We start from the raw sequence: 19,530 nt of genomic DNA, 5'->3' as shown, positions 1-19,530 counted from the left end.
AAACAATGCCTTTCGATTTTGACCCGGTCGAGCTCGGCCTTGAGCTTGATGCCGAAAAGACGGCTGCACTGAAAACTGCCTTGGGCGGGATCTTTCAAGAAGCGCTGGATGCCGAAGTAACCGGTCTGAAGACCAAAAATGCCAATCTGATCCGCGACGGCAAGGCCATCAAGACCGAGCTTGATCAGTTCAAAACTCAGTTCGAGGGCTTGGACATCGGCGCAGTGAAAGGCCTGCTGGCCAAGGTTGGCCAGGACGAGGAAACGAAGCTAATCGCCGAGGGCAAGCTCGACGAGGTGATCACTCGCCGGACCGAGCGCCTGCGTGGCGACTACGACAGGCAGCTGACCGCCGAGAAGGCCCGCGCCGACAAGGCTGAGGCCTTCGCCGCCAAGTACAGCAACAAGGTACTGGCCGACTCTATCCGCGCTGCCGCCATCAAGGCCGGCGCGCTCCCCGAGGCTGCCGAGGACATCATTCTCCGCGCACGGGGAACTTTCAAACTCAGTGAAGACGGCGAGGCAATCGCTACCGACCGTGACGGCGAGGTCGTTTACGGGAAGGACGGGAAAACCCCGCTGTCACCGCTCGAATGGGCGGAATCGCTGCGTGAAACAGCAACACACCTGTGGCCAAGGGCTCAGGGTGCCGGTCCTACCGGCGACAACGGTGGCAAGGCCACGAAAAAGTGGGGGGAGTACACCGAGCAGGAGCGTGCGGCGCTGGCCCGAGACAACCCCGAAGCATACAAGCGACTCAAAGCCACTCAAGGAACCTAATTCATGGCCACTACGCAACTCGCGGACATCTTTGTTCACGACTATTACACCGATCTGGCGCCGGTTAATTCGCCAGAAAAAACCGCCGTATTCGAATCCGGCATCATCACCAAGTCGCCAGTTCTGGATGCCATCGCCTCTAATGGTCAGGGTGTTGCCGAGATCGATTACTGGCAGGACCTGGACGCCGATGAAGAGCCGAATATTTCCAACGATAATCCGGACGATCTCGGTGAAGTTGGCAAGGCCGAAATGGGCAGCATGCGTGCGCGCACTCTGTACCTCAACAAGGCCTACGGTGTCGCCGACTTGACCTCGGAGCTGGCGCGTTCCGAGCCGATGCAGCACATCCGCAACCGTTTCGGCACCTACTGGACTCGCCGCTGGCAGCGTTACCTGCTGGGCGCAGCTCGCGGCATCATCGCCTCGAACATCACCAACAACGCGGGCGACATGGTGATTGATGCGGGCGCCAAGATTGGTGCCAACGCATTCCAGGATGCGGCATTCACTGCTGGCGATGCCGCTGACGTGTTTGCTGCGATCGGTGTGCACTCGGTGGTCATGAATCAGATGGTCAAGCAGGACATGATCGAGTACCTGCGCGACTCCGACGGCAAGATCATCCTGGCCACCTACCTGGGCAAGCCGGTGTTCATGGACGATGGCCTGACCTACGGTGCCGGCAAGTACCTGTCTGTGTTCTTCGGTCAGGGCGCGTTCGGCTATGGCGAGGGCAATCCAGCGAACCCTGTTGAGCTGGAGCGCAAGCCTTCCGGCGGTAACGGTGGCGGTGCCGAAGTCATCTGGGAGCGTAAGACGTTCATCCTTCAGCCGGCCGGCTTCAGCTGGAAAGGCAGCGAGAACCGCAACTTGAGCCCGACCGCCGCGCAGTACGCCACGGCGGGCAACTGGCAGCGCGTGTTCGATCGCAAACAGGTCCCGTTTGCCGCTGTAATCAGCGGTACCACCACGCCGTAACTCGGCAGCCCAATTGATCTGAGCGTCGCAACTGGCGCTTGGATTGTTTAGAGGTGATCCATGAAAGTGATCTACACAGACGCTCCAGGCAATGAGCCTGGCGCTTGCTATCGCCTGACCGACGAATTCTTCGGCGTCATCGGCACTGCCACTAAGGTGGTGGTCGACGGCGACTTCCCGCACATTACCGACGCCTACCTTCGCGCCGGCATTGCGGTCGAGGATGGCAAGTCGCCAACGTCACTGCGAGAGGATGGTCCAACCATTGCCGAGTGGCTGACGGCAGGCTACCAGGTCGGCAATTACCCACCTGAAGGTTACGCTTCCCGCAGTACTCCGGAAGAGATTGAGGCAGCGCAGAGCCTCGGCAAAAGCCAAGAAGATACCGAGAATGACCCGCTCAAAATGAAGGTTCCTGCTCTGAAAGAGTGGCTGACCGCGAACGGGATCGCTTTTGACTCCGCAGCGTTGAAAGAAGACCTGCAAGCCCTGGTGCCGAAGGAATAAGGACAAGTACATGACCGACTTCATCACTGTTGCCGATGTTGATTCCTCGCTGGGTCCTGGCTGGGCCGGCGCCGGTGATCCGGCCCTTGCTGTGACGATGGCAAACGCTTGGCTCACAGCAAAGATTCAGCGGGCTGCCCCTGATCCGGTGCCGACCGAGATCAAGACGGCCGGCGCACAGGTTGCTAAGGAGGCGGCAGCGGGCAATTTGTACAAGGCCACCCAGAAAGAAGTGCTCAGCAAGACGGTATCGGCTCAATCCGGAACGTCGACCAGCAAGACCTATGCGGCCGGCTCCACTGACCTTTCCGCTGGCGAAAACTTCGCCCTGGCGCTGCTCGCCCCATGGACCAAGCGCGCTGGCGTGTTCATGTTGAAGAAGGCCTGAGCATGGGTATGAAAGAAGAGATTCAAGCCGAACTTGCGGAAGCGTTCGATGATCCGGACGGCTTGGCGGATACAGTAAAGCCTGTTGCGGGTGCTCGAAAAGTTGACCCGGTCTATGACCCCGAGACGAGTACCACTTCCGGCGGAGCGCTGAATTATCTCGGCCGTGGGGTGTTCGGCAGTTATCTCGCTAAAGAGATCGACGGCTCACTGATCCTGACAGCGGATGAAAAGCTGCTGGCGCTGCAAAACGAACTGTTCGTATCGAAGGCGGGGATTCCTACTGAAGTACTGGCGGTTCCACTGATTGGCGACATGATCGGTGGTAGGCGCGTAATCAACGTCGGTGCCGATCCGGCTGGCGCCACCTGGACCATTCAGCTGAGGAAGTAGCATGGCTTCCAGATACGCCGGCATGAACGGCAGCTTTGCCGAGAACATCCGGCAGTTTGCCGAGCAGGCAAAGGAGGGCATCGACGCGACGTTCCGCGAGATCGTGATCGAGATCGGTAGCAGCGTCATTCGCATGTCGCCGGTGGGAAATCCCGAGATCTGGGCCGCTAACGTCGCGCATCGCCAGACGAACACCCGGGCGGCCGACGACTATGACTTCAAGGTTGCCGTGCGCAATACGGTCATCAACATGACTGACAGTAACTTCACCAAGGCCGGCAAGCTCAAGCGCGGCGTGAAATACGCCAAGCCGCTGACCAAGATCGAGCGCGAGCAGAACTTCAACGTGAACGGTCTGGTGGCGGGGAAGGGCTACGTCGGTGGGCGCTTTCGCGGCAACTGGCAGTTCTCAATCGATACTCCGGCTGAGGGTGTGCTGGACCAGGTCGACCCGTCGGGCAATGTGACCATCGCAGTGCTCCGCACCCAGGTGCAGGCGCTGACCATTGGCCAGACAGCCTATATCGTGAACAACCTGATTTACGGTGTGCCCTTGGAGTATGGGCACAGCAAGCAAGCCCCAGGCGGCATGGTCCGCGTGACCTTGACCCGTTTTCAACAGATCGTCGACGACGCCATTAGGAACAACCAGGTATGAGCCACGCAATCATTCGACAGCTATTTGAGGCGCGTCTGACAGACTGGGCAGCAGCTCGCACACCCGCGCTGCGCATCGCCTATGAAGGTGCGGCCTTTACGCCGGCAGATGGCGAGACCTATCTGAAAGCTTTCGCCATTCCCGCCGGCACCGGCAGCAACACACTTGGCGGTGATCATCGCGTTTACACCGGCGTGTTTCAGGTGAGCATTGTGACTCCATCGGGTTCCGGCCCGGGCAGCGCTGAAGGCCTGGTAGGCGAGATCGCCGAGCTGTACCCGCTCTACCTGCGGCTCAATCGCGGTGACTTCGAAGTCATCGTGCTGACGCCGGTAGAGCCAAGTCCCGGCATTCCCGACGACACCACCTACACCGTTGCCGCGTCGTTCCAGTACCGCGCTGACACCAACTAATTACGCCCGTTGGGCAAACCCAGAACCCGCCTTGTGCGGGTTTTGTCATTTCTGAAAAGAGGAAAAACCCATGGGCTTCAAGATCCCCAACGGCGGTACCTTCCAGCACGCCGCAACCTATGAGGCTGCGCTGGCGTTCACTGCCATCTCCAACGCATCCGAGGCGGTCGCCACTGTCGTCGGTGCTGATTTGGACGCCGGCGATATCGTCCTGCTCAATTCCGGCTGGAGCAAACTGGATAACAAGGTTGTTCGCGTGAAATCCGCAACCGCCATTGCAATCACCCTAGAAGCGATCGATACCACCGACACTCAAATCTTCCCGGCTGGTAACGGCGCCGGAACCATGCGAAAGGTGCTGACCTGGGTGCAGATTCCGCAGGTCACTGACCTGGCATTTTCCGGCGGCGAGCAGAACTATCTGGACGTTGTGTTTCTGGAGAACGACCAGGGCAAACAGATCCCGACCGACAAGTCCGCAGCCAGTATGGTGCTGACTATCGCTGATGACCCGGCTCAGGCCTTCAATGCTGTGCTGCTCAAAGCTGACGCGGGCAAGCAGGTGCAGGCTGCGCGCCTGAACCTTCCGGGCAACGACACGCTTCTGTATGGGGCTTACACCTCGTTTTCGAAACAGCCGGCGGTTTCCCGCAACAACCTGCTGACCCGCACCGTCAACCTGGCGCTGCAGGCCGAGCCAACCCGCTACCTGACTGCGGTGGCGTAACCCATGGCCAAGTTCAAGCTGATTCAAAACCCTACGTTCAAGGCTGACGTGATGATCCCTCGGGTCGGCGGCGATCCGATGAAGGTGCCGTTCGAGTTCAAGTATCGAGACCGGACTGAGCTCGCGGCGCTGTATACCGAATGGGGTGAGCGTAACAAGGCGCTGGGCCTGAAAGTCGAGGAGATGGGCCTCGAAGAGTTCACAGCAGCGCAGATCGACATCCAGGTCGAGCAGATCAAGGCGGTGGTCGTCGGCTGGGACTTCGACGAGAAGCTCACCGACGAGAACATTCGCATTCTGGTCAGCTCGATCGTCTCGACGCCCAGCGCAGTGTTGGCGGCGTACTCCGAGGCCTTCAACCAGTCCCGCCTGGGAAACTCCTAAGCGTCGCGCGCGCCCTCTACGAGCAAGGGCCTTCGGCTGAAGAACTGAGGACCTTTGGCTTTATGGTTGGCGACCTTACCGGCCAGGACTGCGAGGTTTGGCCGGACAACTGGCCAGCCTTTACGGTCTTCGAGGCGATGAGCACTCAGTGGCGTACAGGCGCGTGTGGCGCAACGGGATTGGACTACGGCGTTCTGTCCAACGTGATTCGAATGTGTGGCGTGCCTCTCGGTGAGCGGCAAAGCATCTTCAGCGATATCCGGCATATGGAAGCTGAAGCCCTGCAGGTGATGGCGGAACAGAGAGAGCACAAATGAGCACCACCTTTGCATCGCTGGGTATTGCGGTTGAGTCGTCGCAAGCCGTCAAAGCTGCTGATGATCTGGACAAGCTGGTCGATGCGGCTGAGGACGCCGAGAAAGCGATCGACGATCTCGGCAAGACCGGTGACTGCCTGGCCAACACCGGAAAGAAGATCGTTCAGACCGAGACAGAGGTCGCGCAGGGCATCGACAAAACCACTGGTGCGCGGGAGCGGCAGGCCGGCGCGACCCGCAAGGCTACCGAAAGCGCAACCAGCGAAATCGCGATCATCAGCCGTCTCGACAAGGCTATGACGGGCAACCTCGACAGCATTGAACAGCTGATCCAGGCTGAAGGGCTGCTGGAGCGCGCTCGTAAAGGCGGTCTGGTCACCATCGAGGAGCAGACCCGGTATCAGGATCAACTGGGCAAGGCCTACGACAAGATTGAAAAGGCTGAGTCCAAGGAAACTGCACAGAAGCAGCGTCTGATCGACGCGGAAAATCGCCAGATTGAGGCGTTGAAACGTACGGTAAACAGCATCGATCCGGTCACCGCAAAGCTGGCCAAGCTCGAGGCGCAGGAAAAAGCACTGGAGGCCGCGCACAAAGCTGGCGTTATCGACGCGAACCGTTACAACGAGGCGCTGGCCAAGATTGGCGGCGACCGAGCAGCGCTGGAGAAGACCGCGACCGGCTTTGACAAGCTGAAGCTTGGCACGCGCCAGGCGCAGGAAAACGTCGTTCAGCTCGGTAATGCGTTGTCGTCTGGCGACTGGGGTAGCGGTATTCGCGCGGTGGCTCAGTTGGGCGCTGGTGCTGGTGCGTCGGCGGCTGGCTTGCTCGCGATTCTCGCCCCTTTGGCGCTGGCTACTGCCGCTGTGGGTGGACTGGCTTACGCCTATCACATGGGCAGCGAAGAGCAGGATGCGTACAGCAAGGGCCTGATTGTTACCGGTAACTCGGCGGGTTTAAGCACTGGGCAGCTTGCTGATATGGCGCGCCAAGTCAGCGCAACCGTGGGCACCACTGGCCAGGCCGCCGAAGCGCTCGCAGCATTGGCAGGGAATGGCAAGATCGCAGGAGAAAGCTTCGCCGGCATCACGCAGGCCGCCGTGTCCATGCAGGAAGCAACCGGCAAAGCGATCAGTGAAACGATTGGCGAATTCACAAAGTTGGCGGATGACCCCGTCAAGGCATCCGCAGCACTGAATGAGCAGTACCACTATCTGACGGCGTCGGTTTACTCGCAGATCGCGGCTCTCGAAGAGCAAGGCAACCATGCTGGAGCGGTCAAACTTGCAACTGAGCAGTACGCTGACGCGATCAACGAGCGAACGCCGAAGATTCTCGAAAACCTAAGCTTCTGGGAGAAGGGCTACAACGCAGTTGCGCGAGCAGCGGATAGCCTGAAGAACCTTGGTCGCCCAGATATTGGTGCTGATATTGAGGCAGTGCAACGAGATCTGGCCCGAGCGCAGTCTGGCGATGTGGGGGCGTTCCAGAACAAGCAGGAGATGATCGACTTCTACACCAATCGTCTCAACATGCTGGAGGATCAGAAGGCCGCTGAAGCCGATATCGCCAAGTACGAAGGCGAGCAGGCGAAAGTCCAGCAAGATGCTGTTGCTGCGATGGCAAAGGTTGATGCGCTCACCAAGTCATCATGGACGAATGAGCAAAAACGCACGGACGCGCTGAAGGAATACCGCCGGCAACTCGACGATATTCGAAAAGCCGACCCCAAGGATAAGCGCCTTGAACAGGCGGTCGTCGACAAGAACATTGCGAACATCAACGACAAGTTCAAGGACTCAAAAGCCGCAACGGGCAGTGTCGATCTTACTGGCTTCAACGACGCCAAAAATCAGCTCGCCTCGATTGTGGCTGAATACAGCAACGCCCAAAAGCAGCTGGATGCCGCGCAGAAAGCCGGGCTGATCTCCCAGGCTGAGTACACGCAAAAGCGTGACGGCTTGATCGGCAACGAGCGGGACGAGGTAACGGCTGCGTACGAGGCTGAGGTCGCGGCGCTGGAGGCGGTGAAGAACAAGTCCGGTACCACGGCGGCGCAGCGCATTCAGCTGGACCAGAAGATCGCGGATGCACGCACGGCGATGCTCAAGGCGCAGAAAGATGCCGATAGCCAACTCGAGGTGCTCGCCACAAATGAAACTGGTCGACTGGCCAAGCAAGAGCGCGCGATCACTTCATACGCTCAGGCGCTGAGTCAGCAACAGAAGGCGCTGGAGCTGGCTGGGCGGCGCGCTGTTATCGGCGTTGGCCAGGGCGATCGCCAGAACGCACTCAGCGGTGAGCTGAACAGCCAGCAAGACCGGTTCGCTCAGCAGTCGCTGGAGCTGGAAAACCAACGCTCCGACCCGTCGCGCAATATGTCCGACGAAGAGTTCACTCGCAAATCCCAAGCCCTCGCAGATGCGAACAAGGCCGCTACCGACCAGATCCGGCAGAACTATGCCGATGTCGAAGCGGGGCAGGGTGACTGGACGAAGGGCGCGACATCGGCCTGGGCCAACTACCTGGATTCGGCGCAGAACGTCGCCGGCCAAACCAAAAGCCTTTTCGGCAATGCCTTCAGCTCGATGGAAGACGCGGTAGTCAACTTCGCCATGACCGGGAAGTTGTCGTTCGCCGATTTCACCAAGTCGATTTTGGCGGACATGGCGCGAATTGCTGCGCGGCAGGCCAGTTCTGCGTTGCTGAGTAGCCTGGTAGGCGCCGGCATCAGTTACTTCACTGGCAGTGGTTCCGGTGCAACAGGTGCTGCAACGGCCGGCGGTGCAGAGGCTGGCGCGCAGAGCTTCGGCAGTCAGTTTGATGCGAGCTCCGCCTCCGTGAACTTCGGTGGCGGCAGGGCTTCGGGTGGCGGCGTTGACCCCAACACTCTGTATGAAGTGAACGAGAAGGGGCCGGAGCTGTTCAGTCAGGGAGGCAGGTCCTACCTGATGACCGGTGCTGCTGGCGGCAGTGTCACACCGCTGACTACCGGTGGTGGGCCAGGCATCGCAGCAATGGGGGGCGGCAATGGCGGCAACACTTACAACTTCCCAGTTGCTGTTTCGGTACAGACGTCTGGCGAAGCGGGCGGCGCAGCCTCACAGGAAGCATCCAGTCAATTCGGCAAAGGCATTCAGCAGGCCGCAAAGGTCGAGGCTGAAACGGCAATCGCCAGAGCACTGCAACCCGGCGGCTCAATCTGGCGCCTGACAAATGGGAGGGGTTGATGGCGATCGAGACATTCACATGGCCAACCGAGCGCGGTAGCTCGCCCGAGATTACGTATCGGGTGCGCACCGCGCAGTTCGGCGACGGCTACAAGCAGCAGATTGGCGATGGACCGAACAACAAAGAGGACTCCTACCCAATCACCTACAGCGGCCAGAAAGCAAAAGTGCTGGAGATCATGGCGTTTTTTGACCGGCACGCTGGGGCGAAGGCGTTCCTCTGGACAACACCTCTCGGGCAGCTCGGCCTGTTCACCTGCAAGAATCCCGCGCCCACTCCAATGGGCGGCGGCGTTTTTATGCTCACGGCCACCTTTGACCGTGCTTTTCAACCATAAGGGGCAACCATGCCGCTGATCAGTGACATTCAGGTTCTTCAGCCTGGCAGCGAAGTGCTGCTCTTTGAGCTGGACGGCTCGGACTACGGCGCGGATGTTCTGCGCTTCCACGGGCACGCTATCCCGCATTCACCGGCAGAGCTGATGGCCGCCGGCGACAACGCGGACCAGCTACGCGCGAAAGTAATCTGGTTCCAAGGCAATGAGTACAGCGCCTGGCCAATGCAGATCGACGGCATTGAATCCAATGGCGACGGCACGGCGGTTCGACCAACGCTATCGGTCGGCAACGTCAATGAGCGCATTACCGCGCTCTGCCTGGCCTTCGACGACCTGCTCGAGTTCAAACTGACGATGCGTCACACCCTGGGCACGTACCTCGATGCGCAGAACTTCCCGGCTGGTAACCCGACAGCAGACCCAACCCAAGAGACTATCGAGGTCTGGTACATCGACCAGAAGACAAACGAAGATGGGGAGACGGTCAGTTGGGAGCTGGCCAGTCCGGGCGACGTCGGCGGCGAGTCGATCGGGCGGCAGGCGACCACGCTGTGCCACTGGTGCCTCACCGGTGGTTATCGCGGGCCGAACTGCGGCTACACCGGCCCTTACTTCACGAAAGATGGCGTGCAAACCGATAACTCTGAACTCGACGAGTGCGATGCAACCTTGGGCAGGGGGTGCGATCCACGTTTTGGCGTGGGCAATCCGCTGCCGTTTGGTGGATTCCCCGCGGTTTCCCTCATTGCCCGGAGCTGACCATGCGTAAGCACATCCTTAGCGCGATACAGGCGCACGCGGCAGCCGAATATCCGAAAGAGTGCTGCGGGCTGTTGTTGGGCATTGGCCGCAAGCAGCAGTACTACCCGTGCCGAAACATCGCCAGCGAGCCCAACGAGGAGTTCCGGATCGACCCGGAGGAGTACGCGGCGGCCGAGGATACCGGTGAAGTGATTGGCGTAGTTCATTCACATCCGGACGCCACCAGCAGGCCGTCACCGCGTGACCTGGCCATGTGCGAGGCCACGGCTTTGCCCTGGCACATTCTCAGCTGGCCCGAGGCGGATCTACGCACGATAGTGCCGACCGGCAGTACGCCGCTGCTCAACCGACCGTTCGTGCATGGCGCGTGGGACTGCTGGGCCATATGTGCTGAGTGGTACCAGCGCGAGTGGGGGCTGGAGTTCGAAGCCTTCAAACGCGCAGATGGCTGGTGGGAAAACGCTGATAACACCAGCCTGTACGAGGCGAATTATGAGGCGGCCGGGTTCTACCGGGTCGATCAGCCGCAGCGCGGCGACATGGTCGTGATGGAGGTGGGGCGGACGGTTTACCCGAACCACGCCGGGATTTTTCTCGGTGATGATCCGGCGCTTCCAGGCGAGGACGCGAACACCTTCGGCCCCGGGCCTTTCATGTTGCACCATCTGTACGGAAGGCCCTCAGAGATCATTGTCTTCGGCGGCCCCTGGCTCCAGCGAGCCCGCCTGGTGCTGAGGCACAAAGATGCAAAACAACCAGCGTGACGCGTCAGGTTGCGGTTGCGGGCGATTTTACGGTAGGTGACACTATTAGCCATAGGCATGGGAAACCGCCCGTGATTGTCAGGAAAGGAATTCAGATGTTTGTGATTCGGTTTGTCGTTTTAGGGTTTCTCGCGTTTTACAGCTATTCAATGGGGATGGAGCGTGGAGGACTTAACGCATTTGGTAATTTTGTGGTGTTCAGTGGAATTGTGTTTATTCCCGCTTTCTACATGCTGCCCACAATCGAGGCCTGGCTGCGAGAGCACCCGAACCTGACGTCGATCGCCCTGCTGAATCTTTTTCTAGGCTGGACGCTACTTGGTTGGGTTGCAGCTCTTGTGTGGTCATTCAAGCGTCAAGAGTCATATATAACGTCTAAGCAAGTGCAGCCCTTCGTACCTGCTCCTCCAAAGAAAGAAGAGCCGGCGACCAAGGCTTGTCCATATTGCGCAGAGCAGATTCTGGTCGCTGCGGTTAAGTGCAAACACTGCGGAAGCGAAATCCCCGCAGCCTAAATAGAGAGAAACAAACAACCCGCTTCGGCGGGTTTTTTTATGCCAGGAGATAGATATGGCAGCGACAGCGATTCACTACTCCCCCATGACAACGATTCAACTCGGCAGCATCCTCGGGAGAAAGTTTTTCCGGCAGAAGCAATACCAGCTGGATTCTGGTAACACCTGGGAGGTATTCAAGGCTTTAAAGGCAACGGTCGAGGGTTTCGCCGAAGAGATTGCGCGCCTCGATAGACTCGGCATGAGGTTCGCCATTCTGCGCAACGGAAAGAACGTGGGGGAAAAGGATTTTGACTTGGGCGGAATCAAGACACTCAAGATCGTCCCGGTGATCAGCGGCAGTAAGCGAGCTGGCCTGCTACAAACCATTCTAGGGGTGGTTCTAATTGCCATGAGTTCAATTACAAACGGAGCGACCCTAGCGCCTGGTATCGCATTGACCGCCGGCGGCGTAATACAGATGCTCAGCCCGCAGGCATCCGGCCTCAAGCAAAGCGCCGACCCTGCCAATGCGCCGTCCTACGCCTTCGGTAGCGCCAAGAACACCACCGCAAGCGGAAATCCAGTCCCGATTTGCATCGGAGACCGGCGCTGGGGCGGCATGATCATTTCCGCATCGATCTACGCCGAAGACAAAACGTAGATATCACGCAGCACGCAGGCCGCCGATGAGGCGGTTTTTTTTCGCCAGGAGGAAAGCATGGGCGTAGCACAGAGGATCGATATTCACGGCGAGAAAGGCGGTGACAGCAACCCAAAGTCACCAGTTGAAGCCAGCGACAGCCTGCGCTCGACGAACTTGGCCAAGCTCTTGATCGCCGTTGGCGAAGGTGAGTTTGATGGTACTCCGACCGACTACGACATCTATCTGGACAACACGCCAATCAAGGATGCGAGCGGTAACGTCAATTTCCCGAACGTGAAGTGGGATTGGCGTCCCGGCTCTGTCGATCAGACGTACATCCTTGGTATTCCATCGGTCGAGAACGAAACCTCGCTGAATATCGAGTTACGCAGTGACACAGCGTGGGTGCGCTCGATCACCAACACGCAGCTGTCGGCAGTTCGGGTGCGATTGGCCTGGCCCGCGCTTCAGCGGCAGGACGACAGCGGCAACGTTGGCGGGTACCGGATCGAGTACGCTATTGATGTGGCCACAGACGGCGGCGCCTACCAACAGGCCTTGGTTGAGGCCGTAGACGGGAAGACCACCACACGCTACGAGCGTTCGCGTCGTGTCGACCTGCCGGCGGCCACCAGCGGCTGGCAGATCCGCGTCCGCCGGATCACCCCAAACCAGAACAGCAACAAAGTCGCCGACACGATGCTGATTGCCGGCTACACCGAAGTCATTGACGCAAAGCTGCGGTACCCAAACACCGCGCTGCTCTTCATCGAGTTCGATGCGGAGCAGTTCACCAACATTCCAGCCGTGACCGTGAAGTGCCGCGCCCGTAAATGGCAGGTGCCAAGCAACTATGACCCAATGTCCCGGACCTACACCGGCACTTGGGACGGCACCATGAAGCAGGCCTGGACCAATAACCCAGCCTGGATCACTTACGGCATCTGCACAGAGGACCGTTTCGGCCTGGGCAAGCGCATCAAGCCGTTCATGGTCGACAAGTGGGAGCTGTACCGGATTGCGCAGTACTGCGACCAGCTGGTGCCAAACGGCCTCGGCGGGACAGAGCCGCGTTTCCTGTGTGACATGAACCTGCAGGGCAAGGCCGATGCCTGGTCGCTGCTGCGTGATATCGCCGGCATTTACCGAGGCATGACCTACTGGGCCCAGGGCCAACTGGTGATGCAGGCTGATATGCCGCGCGCGCAGGACTTCGACTACGTCTTCACCCGTGCCAACGTCATCGACGGCAAGTTCTCGTACGGCAGCGCTTCGGCGAAGACCCGTTACACCCGGGCTCTGGTCAGCTACGACAATCCGGCCAACAACTACGACACCGATGTGATCCCGTTCGCGGATCTGGCTCTCCAGCGCCGCATGGGCGACAAGCCGACCGAACTGAGCGCCATCGGCTGCACCCGGGCGTCAGAGGCCCAGCGTCGCGGCAAGTGGGCAATCCTGAGCAACAACCAAGACCGCACCGTGTCGTTCAAGACGGGCATGGAGGGTGTTATTCCTCTTCCCGGCCACATCATCCCCGTGGCGGATTCGCTGCTGGCGGGCCGCGCGGTAGGTGGCCGTATCTCGGCCGCCGCTGGCCGGGTCGTGACGCTTGACTGTGATACCCAGGCCAAGGCCGGTGACCGGTTGATTCTCAATCTGCCGGGCGGCCGAGCCGAGGGTCGTACCGTGCAGAGCGTCAAAGGCCGCGCCGTGACCGTGACCACAAACTACAGCGAACCGCCACTGCCGCAGCTTCAATGGGCGCTGGACGCTGATGATTTGGCCATCCCGCTTTACCGCGTACTGCGGACCAAGCGCACTGCGGAGGGCGAGTTCGAAATCAGCGCGTTGCAATATGACCCGAGCAAGTTTGCGCACATCGACACCGGCGCGCGCCTAGAAGAGCGGCCGATCAGCGTAATTCCCATCACCGTGGTTCCGGCGCCGACCAGCGTCACGGTCACGTCCAACTCGGTCGTGTCCCAGGGTATCGCTGTCGCCACCATGACCATCACCTGGCCAGCGGTAAACGGTGCTGTTGGGTATGACGTGGAATGGCGCAAGGACAGCGGCAACTGGATCAAGGTGCAACGCACAGGCTCAACCAGCGTCGACGTGACCGGCATTTATGCCGGTGCCTATCTGGCTCGGGTGAGGGCGGTGAGTGCGTTCGACATCTCGTCGATCTGGAAGAGTTCGAACCTGACCCAGCTCAAGGGCAAGGAAGGCTTGCCGCCGGCGGTGTCGTACCTGAACACCAGCAGTCTGCTGTTCGGCATCGGCCTCAAATGGGGTTTCCCGGCTGGTGCCGAGGACACTCAGCGCACAGAGATCTGGTACGGGTCGACCAACAACCTGGAGGTGGCAACCAAGCTGGCGGATCTGGCCTATCCGCAAAGCGACTACAGCATGCAAGAGCTCAAGGCCGGCGCGACGCTGTTCTTCTGGGCGCGCCTGATCGACCGGACGGGCAACGTCGGGCCGTTCTACCCGGTTGGCAGCGGGGTGATGGGGCAGGCCAGTTCGGATGCTGCGCCAGTCCTGGATATGCTGGTCGGCAAGCTCACTGAGACGGAGCTGGGTAAGCACCTGCTCGACCGCATCGAGTTGATCGATGGCATTGGTCCGGGGTCGGTGAATGATCGTCTGGAGCAGGCCAAGACGGAACTGACAGAGCTGATTGATCAGGTCACCGACGCTCTGGCGTACGACCCAGTCAAGACCTACGCCGCTGGCGAATTTGTTCGGCAGGGCCAGCACCTGTACCAGGCCATCGACTCGGTACCGGTCGACGCGACGCCACCGAATGCCAACTACTGGACGGATGTCGGAACCCTGCTGCAATCCGCCAACGCGCTGGCCGAACAGGTGGCACTCAATACCACCAAGATCACCGAGGTGGACGGCAAGGTCACCGCTTCGGCCACAGCCTTGCAGTCGCTGCGGGCGGCGTACCGCGCTGATGATGGATCGGCATCGCTGGCCGGGGCGCTCAACGACTGGGATGTTAGCGCCTCGTTTGCGCAGCAGGTGAAGGTCCAGGCGGCCGACAATCTGGCGCAGGTCGAGCGCACCACGGCACTGGATGCGGCGGTGGGCGAGAACAAGGCGGGCATCCGCTCGCTGGAATCTGTGGTCGCCACGGACAAGCTGGCCACGGCCGAACGCCTGGATCAACTGAAGGCCGGCGTCGATGGCAATGCGGCTGATATTCAGCAGGTCGAGACGGCCCAAGCGGCAACTGATGAGGCGGTTACCGGTGTGAAGAACACCGTGCGCGCTGTGTACACGATCGGCAGGGACGACACCGGCGACGGGGCACTGTCTGGGGTCGTCAAGGACTGGCACAGCACGGCGCTGTTTGCGCAGGAGACCCGCGCACGGGCCACGGCGGATATGGCTCAAGTTGAACGTTCGGAGCAGCTGCAGGCTTCAATCAATGGCAACACCGCAGCTGTGCAGACCGTGTCTCAGGCCCAGGCAACCGTCGAGGGCAAGTTGCAGACGCTGTGGTCGGTGAAGATGGAGACCACCGCCGGCGGCCAGCAGTACGCCGCTTCGTTCGGGCTCGGTCTTCAGGTCGATCCATCTGGGGTGTCGTCCCAGTTCGTCGTCAGGGCTGACACCTTCATGTTGCTGAACCTGGCCAATGGCACGCCTGTTTCGCCGTTCGCGGTGTCGGGTGGGCAGACGTTTATTCGTGATGCGTTCATCCAGGACGGCAGTATCTCGATGCTGAAAATTGGCCAGGCACTGCAATCGGACAACTACATTCCCGGCACGCTGGGCTGGCGCCTGGATAAGGCCGGAAATTTGGAGTTCAACGGCTCAGCGCCAGGCGGTGGACGACTGACGATGACCAACAGAGCCATCAAGGTCTATGACCAAAACAATGTGAAAAGGGTGCAACTGGGGGATCTTGACGCATGACTCACGGATTACGGATATGGGGTGGCGATGGTGCGCTTCAGCTGGATGAAAACTCGTTCACTGTCAGGCTCGTTTTATCAGTGCTTGTGACATTTACTCGGGCGAAGGAAATTCAGAGCTTCACGGTGCCGGGGTGTAATCCCGGTAACGCAATTGCGTTTGTGGTTCCCAGCGGTCCTGTATCAAACAATCAGCGCCAGTTTGAGACTGAAATGCTTGATGGTGTCGCGCGCGTCTACAACTATACGCGAACATTCGACGCTAGCTCGGTCACAGATGGGACTATGCGCCTGTTTGTCGTGAGGTTTCGTTAATGACATATGGGTTGAGTTTTTCAAATAACGACAATGTTGTTGTTCTGGATTCTGAATATTCCAGGTTGTGTGTCATATACAGTGGGCGCTATGCGCCAAACTACGGTCTGGGCAATTACATGTCACTTGTTACATTTCCAAGTCCAATTACAACCGCCGAGCAGCCTATGATTTTCATCAGGCCGGACACCGTAGGTGGGTTGTTGAAAATGGGAGCTGCCGGAGCTGTACGGGGCAGCCCTGGTAATTGGACCGGTTTTGTGACTGGTATGTATAATCAGGTAGGTTTTTTTCCAAATGGGCGATATATAGTCGCTTCATTTAGCGCGCAGCCTACAGCTAATTATGGGTTAAGGCTGTTCTCATCGGCAGGCACCCCTATTTTCGATTCGGGAACCCCCAATCTGTTGTTTACTCGGGCTTTTCAGAATTGGACCTACGTTAAAACTGAGCGCGGGGATCAAGGCGAATACATTAACTTTTATACGGTTCCGTTTGATTTTCCTGAAAATGAATATCTTTTAGCTAACTCATTCGTGATGAGGATGAATAGTTCGGATAATGTTGGGCGTGCTCTGTATACGTGGTGGGACTTTCCGAACAAGGCTTTGTACGTTGTTACTATAGCCTTCTCCAATCCCTATGCGTTCTGGTTGCCCGCCATGTTTGCCAAGCTCGGCTAATACAGAATTACAATTAGTGAGGCCCGCCCAGTGCGGGTTTTTTATTGCTTAAATTAAGGAAAACACTATGCCCTGGTACAGAGATGGAAAAGTGACCGTAACAAATGGCTCAACGAGCGTGACTGGCGTCGGCACCGACTTCGCGTCGAACAGCCGGGTGGGCGATGCATTCATCGGCCCGAATGGCGCGCTGCACGAAGTGACCAATGTCGCCAGCGCAACGGTGCTGGCGATCTTCCCGGCGTACGCCGGCCCTACAGCCGCCGGTGCGAGCTATACGGTGGCCCCGATTCAGGGGTACGTGAAGCAGCTTGCCGATCAGGCGCAGAGCATCATTCAGCAGTGGGGCTCGACACTGGCCGGCCTCGGCTCCGTGTCGACTGAGAACGTGGTGCCGGTGGAGAAAGGCGGGACGGGTGGCAAAACCCAGGTTACAGCGAGATCCGGGCTTGGTTTGGGAACTGCAGCGACGCTCAATGCCGGCTCCGCTGTGGGCAACGCGATGCTGGCAGGGGATAGGAATTCGCCGCTAGCAGCCACCATTAATACCTGGGGCAATTCCTTCCAGATCTGGAACAACACGACTGCTGGCGCACCAGAAATCAACACGTCTGGAACAATCCTAAATACTGCCTGGATAGACGGAAAGTACGGCGCCCAAATTCTAATGTCTTTCACTGGGCGCATCTTTTTCCGATCAGGCGACTACACGAGCACCCTGATGCGCGAGATTTACCACACCGGAAACACTACACGTGGCTCCGGCGGTGCTCTGTCGGCGGCATCACCAATCGTCAGAATTGCGAATGTCGCGGCAAGTCAGCGTCTCGACCTGCAGGAGCAAACGTTCAAGCCCGCCGGGGAGTGGGGCGTAGCCAACAGCGAAGCTCCCGGTGTGGCTGTAGAACGCCTCGGCGTTGGTGAGTACCGCGTCACGGGAAGCCTTGGCCTGGCCCTTGAAGGGTGGCGCACGCAAGACCCTTGTTCGCCGGACGGTGGTCGAACGCTGGGCATTACCGAATGCCAGCAGGTCGCCAACGGGACGATCATCATCAAGTTGTTCAAGCGGCGGTGGACGCTATCGGACGATGGCGAAATGATCCCAGGCCGCGGCGCCGCACTGGATGTGCCCCTTAACAGCTGGATCGACGTACGGCTGGAAATGCCGAAACCCGAAGTGCTGCCCATACCGCTGGAAAAAATGACCGAAATATAAGAGCCCGCCACTGAGCGGGCTTTTTACTGCCTGGAGAAAAGTTATGACCATCACCGAGACGCGCGGAGTGCGCAACCGAAACCCCGGAAACATTGACTACAGCCCGGCCAACCCATGGCTGGGCCAGCTCGCGCCAGATCCGGCGATCGAGAAGCGGTTCGCCCGCTTCGACACGGCCGAGAACGGTATCCGCGCCCTGGGTAAAACCCTGCTGACCTACCAGCGCAAGCACGGACTGAAGACGGTGAAGGCGATCATTAACCGCTGGGCGCCGAGCATCGAGAACGACACCGGCGCATACGTGCGCGCGGTCGAGGCAAACACCTGTACCGCCCCCGGTGCCGAGATTGATCTGGCCAAGGTCGCGGTGATGCAGGGCTTAGTGAAAGCCATCATCCACCACGAGAACGCCGGCTTTGCCTATCCGGACGCAGTGCTGGTGGAAGGCGTGCGCAGGGCGCTGCTGTGAATGCCGTGGGGTGGCGCCTAATTGGTATCGCTGCAGTGCTGGCCGTTGTGGCCGGCGGTGCGGCGGCGCTGGCCTGGCAGCTTCAGGACTGGCGCTACGGCCGGCAGTTGGCAGAGCAGGCGAGGGTTCAGGGTGAGGCGCTGAATCAGCTGACCCTCGCCGCCGCCACCCAGCAGCGTGCCGAGCAGGACAAACGTTTGGCGCTCGAGCAGCGCCTGGCGGCCAGCGACCAAACCCACCACGAGGCTTTGACCAATGCTCAAAAAGACCAGGCTCGCCTGCGCGATCGCCTTGCTACTTCCGATCTACGGCTGTCAGTCCTCATCGACGCAGCGGATTCAGCCGGTGGTTGCGCAGTGCCAGCCGCTACCGGCGCCGGCGGCGTGGTTCATGGAGGTGCGAGAGCCCGACTTGACCCAGCGCATGCTCAACGAATTATCGGAATCACCGACGACGGTGACCAGGGACTAATCGCGCTGGCGGCGTGCCAGGCGTATGTGAGGGGGATATCACACTGAGGCTGAATGACTGCAATTTTCGGCGCGGGGCCAAGTACTGGCAGATGTCACCCCATTCAAGATGGTCAGTCGCTATTCCGCGCTGCGCTTACTTGGTTTTGGAGGTGCGTCAGGACACTCATCGGCCCATCGCGTAACCGTCATGTCATTGAATTGCTCCCCAATGGTGTCGACGCGCAGGCAAGCGCCGTTCTTTGAGTAGAACAAGATGCAACGCGAGCTATCAAAAGAGCAGACATCGACCTCGAAGAACTTGCGTGCAGCCCGCTCCCGCTCCACGCCACTATATTCATAGCCATCGGTGGTATGCATCCGCGTCGGCTTCCATCCTTGCTTGACGAGCTTGGCCCTGGCCGCAACCAAGAGCTCACCGACGGCGATGCCTGCCGGCCCGTGTTTGTCGTTCGTCGACTGCGAGCCATCCGCAAACGCGGCGCCAGCTCCAATACAATAAAATGCGGCGAGTGCAAGGATCAAAACCTTCATTTTCTGGTACCTACAGCGGCTTCGTAGCTCGCCAAAAACTTTGAATACTCGGCATAAGGCTGCGGTGGATAATGGTTCGCCTTTAACCGCTGGCTCGCCCGTCAGATTGCACAACCCGGTAGTTCCCGACA

Annotated in this window: 23 protein-coding genes; 22 read left to right on the top strand and 1 reads right to left on the bottom strand. The window is 59.2% G+C overall.

The window, feature by feature from the left end; genetic code table 11:
* Positions 1-5: 5 nt before the first annotated feature.
* The 22 genes from BK658_RS18500 (at position 6) to BK658_RS18395 (ending at position 18,913) form a co-directional block, all read left to right on the top strand.
* Positions 6-779, top strand: coding sequence for a hypothetical protein (locus BK658_RS18500; protein WP_123583532.1), 774 nt, complete (start codon positions 6-8; stop codon positions 777-779).
* Positions 780-782: 3 nt separating this feature from the next.
* On the top strand, positions 783-1,760 hold the full coding sequence (locus BK658_RS18495) for a major capsid protein (RefSeq protein ID WP_123583531.1): 978 nt from the start codon (positions 783-785) through the stop codon (positions 1,758-1,760).
* A gap of 60 nt (positions 1,761-1,820) precedes the next feature.
* A complete protein-coding gene (locus BK658_RS18490) occupies positions 1,821-2,267 on the top strand; it encodes a HeH/LEM domain-containing protein (protein ID WP_123583530.1) in 447 nt (148 codons plus the stop codon).
* 10 nt (positions 2,268-2,277) lie between these two features.
* Entirely contained in the window at positions 2,278-2,655 is a 378-nt protein-coding gene (locus BK658_RS18485; protein WP_123583529.1) for a hypothetical protein, read from the top strand.
* A gap of 2 nt (positions 2,656-2,657) precedes the next feature.
* Positions 2,658-3,047, top strand: a complete 390-nt coding sequence (locus BK658_RS18480; protein ID WP_123583528.1) for a hypothetical protein — start codon at positions 2,658-2,660, stop codon at positions 3,045-3,047.
* 1 nt (position 3,048) lies between these two features.
* On the top strand, positions 3,049-3,705 hold the full coding sequence (locus tag BK658_RS18475; RefSeq protein WP_123583527.1) for a hypothetical protein: 657 nt from the start codon (positions 3,049-3,051) through the stop codon (positions 3,703-3,705).
* Positions 3,702-4,118 carry a phage tail terminator-like protein gene (locus tag BK658_RS18470; protein WP_123583526.1) on the top strand — a complete coding sequence of 139 codons (417 nt, stop codon included), beginning with the start codon at positions 3,702-3,704 and terminating at the stop codon, positions 4,116-4,118. The genes BK658_RS18475 and BK658_RS18470 overlap by 4 nt, the downstream gene beginning before the upstream one ends.
* A 70-nt stretch (positions 4,119-4,188) precedes the next feature.
* Entirely contained in the window at positions 4,189-4,845 is a 657-nt protein-coding gene (locus BK658_RS18465) for a phage tail protein (RefSeq protein ID WP_123583525.1), read from the top strand.
* A 3-nt stretch (positions 4,846-4,848) separates the two neighbouring features.
* Positions 4,849-5,229 (top strand): phage tail assembly chaperone, encoded by a 381-nt coding sequence (locus BK658_RS18460; protein WP_123583524.1) that lies wholly within the window; start codon positions 4,849-4,851, stop codon positions 5,227-5,229.
* A gap of 62 nt (positions 5,230-5,291) precedes the next feature.
* Entirely contained in the window at positions 5,292-5,546 is a 255-nt protein-coding gene (locus BK658_RS18455) for a DUF1799 domain-containing protein (RefSeq protein ID WP_123583523.1), read from the top strand.
* Complete coding sequence (locus BK658_RS18450; protein ID WP_123583522.1) at positions 5,543-8,776, top strand: phage tail tape measure protein; 3,234 nt, start codon at positions 5,543-5,545, stop codon at positions 8,774-8,776. Before BK658_RS18455 ends, BK658_RS18450 begins: the two co-directional genes overlap by 4 nt.
* A complete protein-coding gene (locus tag BK658_RS18445; RefSeq protein WP_123583521.1) occupies positions 8,776-9,114 on the top strand; it encodes a phage tail protein in 339 nt (112 codons plus the stop codon). Before BK658_RS18450 ends, BK658_RS18445 begins: the two co-directional genes overlap by 1 nt.
* A gap of 9 nt (positions 9,115-9,123) precedes the next feature.
* Entirely contained in the window at positions 9,124-9,873 is a 750-nt protein-coding gene (locus BK658_RS18440; protein ID WP_123583520.1) for a phage minor tail protein L, read from the top strand.
* A gap of 2 nt (positions 9,874-9,875) precedes the next feature.
* Positions 9,876-10,640: a C40 family peptidase gene (locus tag BK658_RS18435; protein ID WP_123583519.1), complete on the top strand. Its 765-nt coding sequence runs from the start codon at positions 9,876-9,878 to the stop codon at positions 10,638-10,640.
* A gap of 95 nt (positions 10,641-10,735) precedes the next feature.
* Positions 10,736-11,155, top strand: a complete 420-nt coding sequence (locus tag BK658_RS18430; RefSeq protein WP_259740106.1) for a superinfection immunity protein — start codon at positions 10,736-10,738, stop codon at positions 11,153-11,155.
* Positions 11,156-11,210: 55 nt separating this feature from the next.
* Entirely contained in the window at positions 11,211-11,798 is a 588-nt protein-coding gene (locus BK658_RS18425) for a tail assembly protein (protein ID WP_123583518.1), read from the top strand.
* 57 nt (positions 11,799-11,855) lie between these two features.
* Positions 11,856-15,713, top strand: a complete 3,858-nt coding sequence (locus tag BK658_RS18420) for a TipJ family phage tail tip protein (RefSeq protein ID WP_123583517.1) — start codon at positions 11,856-11,858, stop codon at positions 15,711-15,713.
* Positions 15,710-16,027, top strand: a complete 318-nt coding sequence (locus tag BK658_RS30360) for a hypothetical protein (RefSeq protein ID WP_123583516.1) — start codon at positions 15,710-15,712, stop codon at positions 16,025-16,027. Before BK658_RS18420 ends, BK658_RS30360 begins: the two co-directional genes overlap by 4 nt.
* Positions 16,027-16,710, top strand: a complete 684-nt coding sequence (locus BK658_RS18410) for a hypothetical protein (protein WP_123583515.1) — start codon at positions 16,027-16,029, stop codon at positions 16,708-16,710. Before BK658_RS30360 ends, BK658_RS18410 begins: the two co-directional genes overlap by 1 nt.
* A gap of 67 nt (positions 16,711-16,777) precedes the next feature.
* The gene (locus BK658_RS18405; RefSeq protein ID WP_123583514.1) at positions 16,778-17,926 is read left to right on the top strand and encodes a phage tail fiber protein; all 1,149 of its coding nucleotides are present in this window, start codon (positions 16,778-16,780) and stop codon (positions 17,924-17,926) included.
* Positions 17,927-17,969: 43 nt separating this feature from the next.
* Positions 17,970-18,395: a structural protein gene (locus BK658_RS18400; RefSeq protein ID WP_123583513.1), complete on the top strand. Its 426-nt coding sequence runs from the start codon at positions 17,970-17,972 to the stop codon at positions 18,393-18,395.
* A 5-nt stretch (positions 18,396-18,400) separates the two neighbouring features.
* Positions 18,401-18,913 (top strand): lysis system i-spanin subunit Rz, encoded by a 513-nt coding sequence (locus BK658_RS18395; RefSeq protein ID WP_404943187.1) that lies wholly within the window; start codon positions 18,401-18,403, stop codon positions 18,911-18,913.
* A gap of 72 nt (positions 18,914-18,985) precedes the next feature.
* Here BK658_RS18395 and BK658_RS18390 read toward each other — a convergent pair whose 3' ends face one another.
* Positions 18,986-19,399, bottom strand: coding sequence for a hypothetical protein (locus BK658_RS18390; protein ID WP_123583511.1), 414 nt, complete (start codon positions 19,397-19,399; stop codon positions 18,986-18,988).
* Between the last annotated feature and the right edge of the window lie 131 nt (positions 19,400-19,530).

The sequence above is a fragment of the Pseudomonas brassicacearum genome, assembly GCF_003732175.1.
Lineage (GTDB): Bacteria > Pseudomonadota > Gammaproteobacteria > Pseudomonadales > Pseudomonadaceae > Aquipseudomonas > Aquipseudomonas brassicacearum_G.
Note: the sequence above shows the minus strand (reverse complement) of the source record. Positions and strands in the feature narration are given on the sequence as shown.

Coding starts and splice junctions, on each gene's coding strand:
- BK658_RS18490 (WP_123583530.1), top strand. CDS start 1,821: ATGAAAGTGATCTACACAGACGCTCCAGGCAATGAGCCTGGCGCTTGC.
- BK658_RS18495 (WP_123583531.1), top strand. CDS start 783: ATGGCCACTACGCAACTCGCGGACATCTTTGTTCACGACTATTACACC.
- BK658_RS18430 (WP_259740106.1), top strand. CDS start 10,736: ATGTTTGTGATTCGGTTTGTCGTTTTAGGGTTTCTCGCGTTTTACAGC.
- BK658_RS18500 (WP_123583532.1), top strand. CDS start 6: ATGCCTTTCGATTTTGACCCGGTCGAGCTCGGCCTTGAGCTTGATGCC.
- BK658_RS18480 (WP_123583528.1), top strand. CDS start 2,658: ATGGGTATGAAAGAAGAGATTCAAGCCGAACTTGCGGAAGCGTTCGAT.
- BK658_RS18390 (WP_123583511.1), bottom strand. CDS start 19,399: ATGAAGGTTTTGATCCTTGCACTCGCCGCATTTTATTGTATTGGAGCT.
- BK658_RS30360 (WP_123583516.1), top strand. CDS start 15,710: ATGACTCACGGATTACGGATATGGGGTGGCGATGGTGCGCTTCAGCTG.
- BK658_RS18440 (WP_123583520.1), top strand. CDS start 9,124: ATGCCGCTGATCAGTGACATTCAGGTTCTTCAGCCTGGCAGCGAAGTG.
- BK658_RS18475 (WP_123583527.1), top strand. CDS start 3,049: ATGGCTTCCAGATACGCCGGCATGAACGGCAGCTTTGCCGAGAACATC.
- BK658_RS18455 (WP_123583523.1), top strand. CDS start 5,292: ATGGTTGGCGACCTTACCGGCCAGGACTGCGAGGTTTGGCCGGACAAC.
- BK658_RS18400 (WP_123583513.1), top strand. CDS start 17,970: ATGACCATCACCGAGACGCGCGGAGTGCGCAACCGAAACCCCGGAAAC.
- BK658_RS18460 (WP_123583524.1), top strand. CDS start 4,849: ATGGCCAAGTTCAAGCTGATTCAAAACCCTACGTTCAAGGCTGACGTG.
- BK658_RS18405 (WP_123583514.1), top strand. CDS start 16,778: ATGCCCTGGTACAGAGATGGAAAAGTGACCGTAACAAATGGCTCAACG.
- BK658_RS18485 (WP_123583529.1), top strand. CDS start 2,278: ATGACCGACTTCATCACTGTTGCCGATGTTGATTCCTCGCTGGGTCCT.
- BK658_RS18420 (WP_123583517.1), top strand. CDS start 11,856: ATGGGCGTAGCACAGAGGATCGATATTCACGGCGAGAAAGGCGGTGAC.
- BK658_RS18450 (WP_123583522.1), top strand. CDS start 5,543: ATGAGCACCACCTTTGCATCGCTGGGTATTGCGGTTGAGTCGTCGCAA.
- BK658_RS18465 (WP_123583525.1), top strand. CDS start 4,189: ATGGGCTTCAAGATCCCCAACGGCGGTACCTTCCAGCACGCCGCAACC.
- BK658_RS18425 (WP_123583518.1), top strand. CDS start 11,211: ATGGCAGCGACAGCGATTCACTACTCCCCCATGACAACGATTCAACTC.
- BK658_RS18410 (WP_123583515.1), top strand. CDS start 16,027: ATGACATATGGGTTGAGTTTTTCAAATAACGACAATGTTGTTGTTCTG.
- BK658_RS18435 (WP_123583519.1), top strand. CDS start 9,876: ATGCGTAAGCACATCCTTAGCGCGATACAGGCGCACGCGGCAGCCGAA.
- BK658_RS18470 (WP_123583526.1), top strand. CDS start 3,702: ATGAGCCACGCAATCATTCGACAGCTATTTGAGGCGCGTCTGACAGAC.
- BK658_RS18445 (WP_123583521.1), top strand. CDS start 8,776: ATGGCGATCGAGACATTCACATGGCCAACCGAGCGCGGTAGCTCGCCC.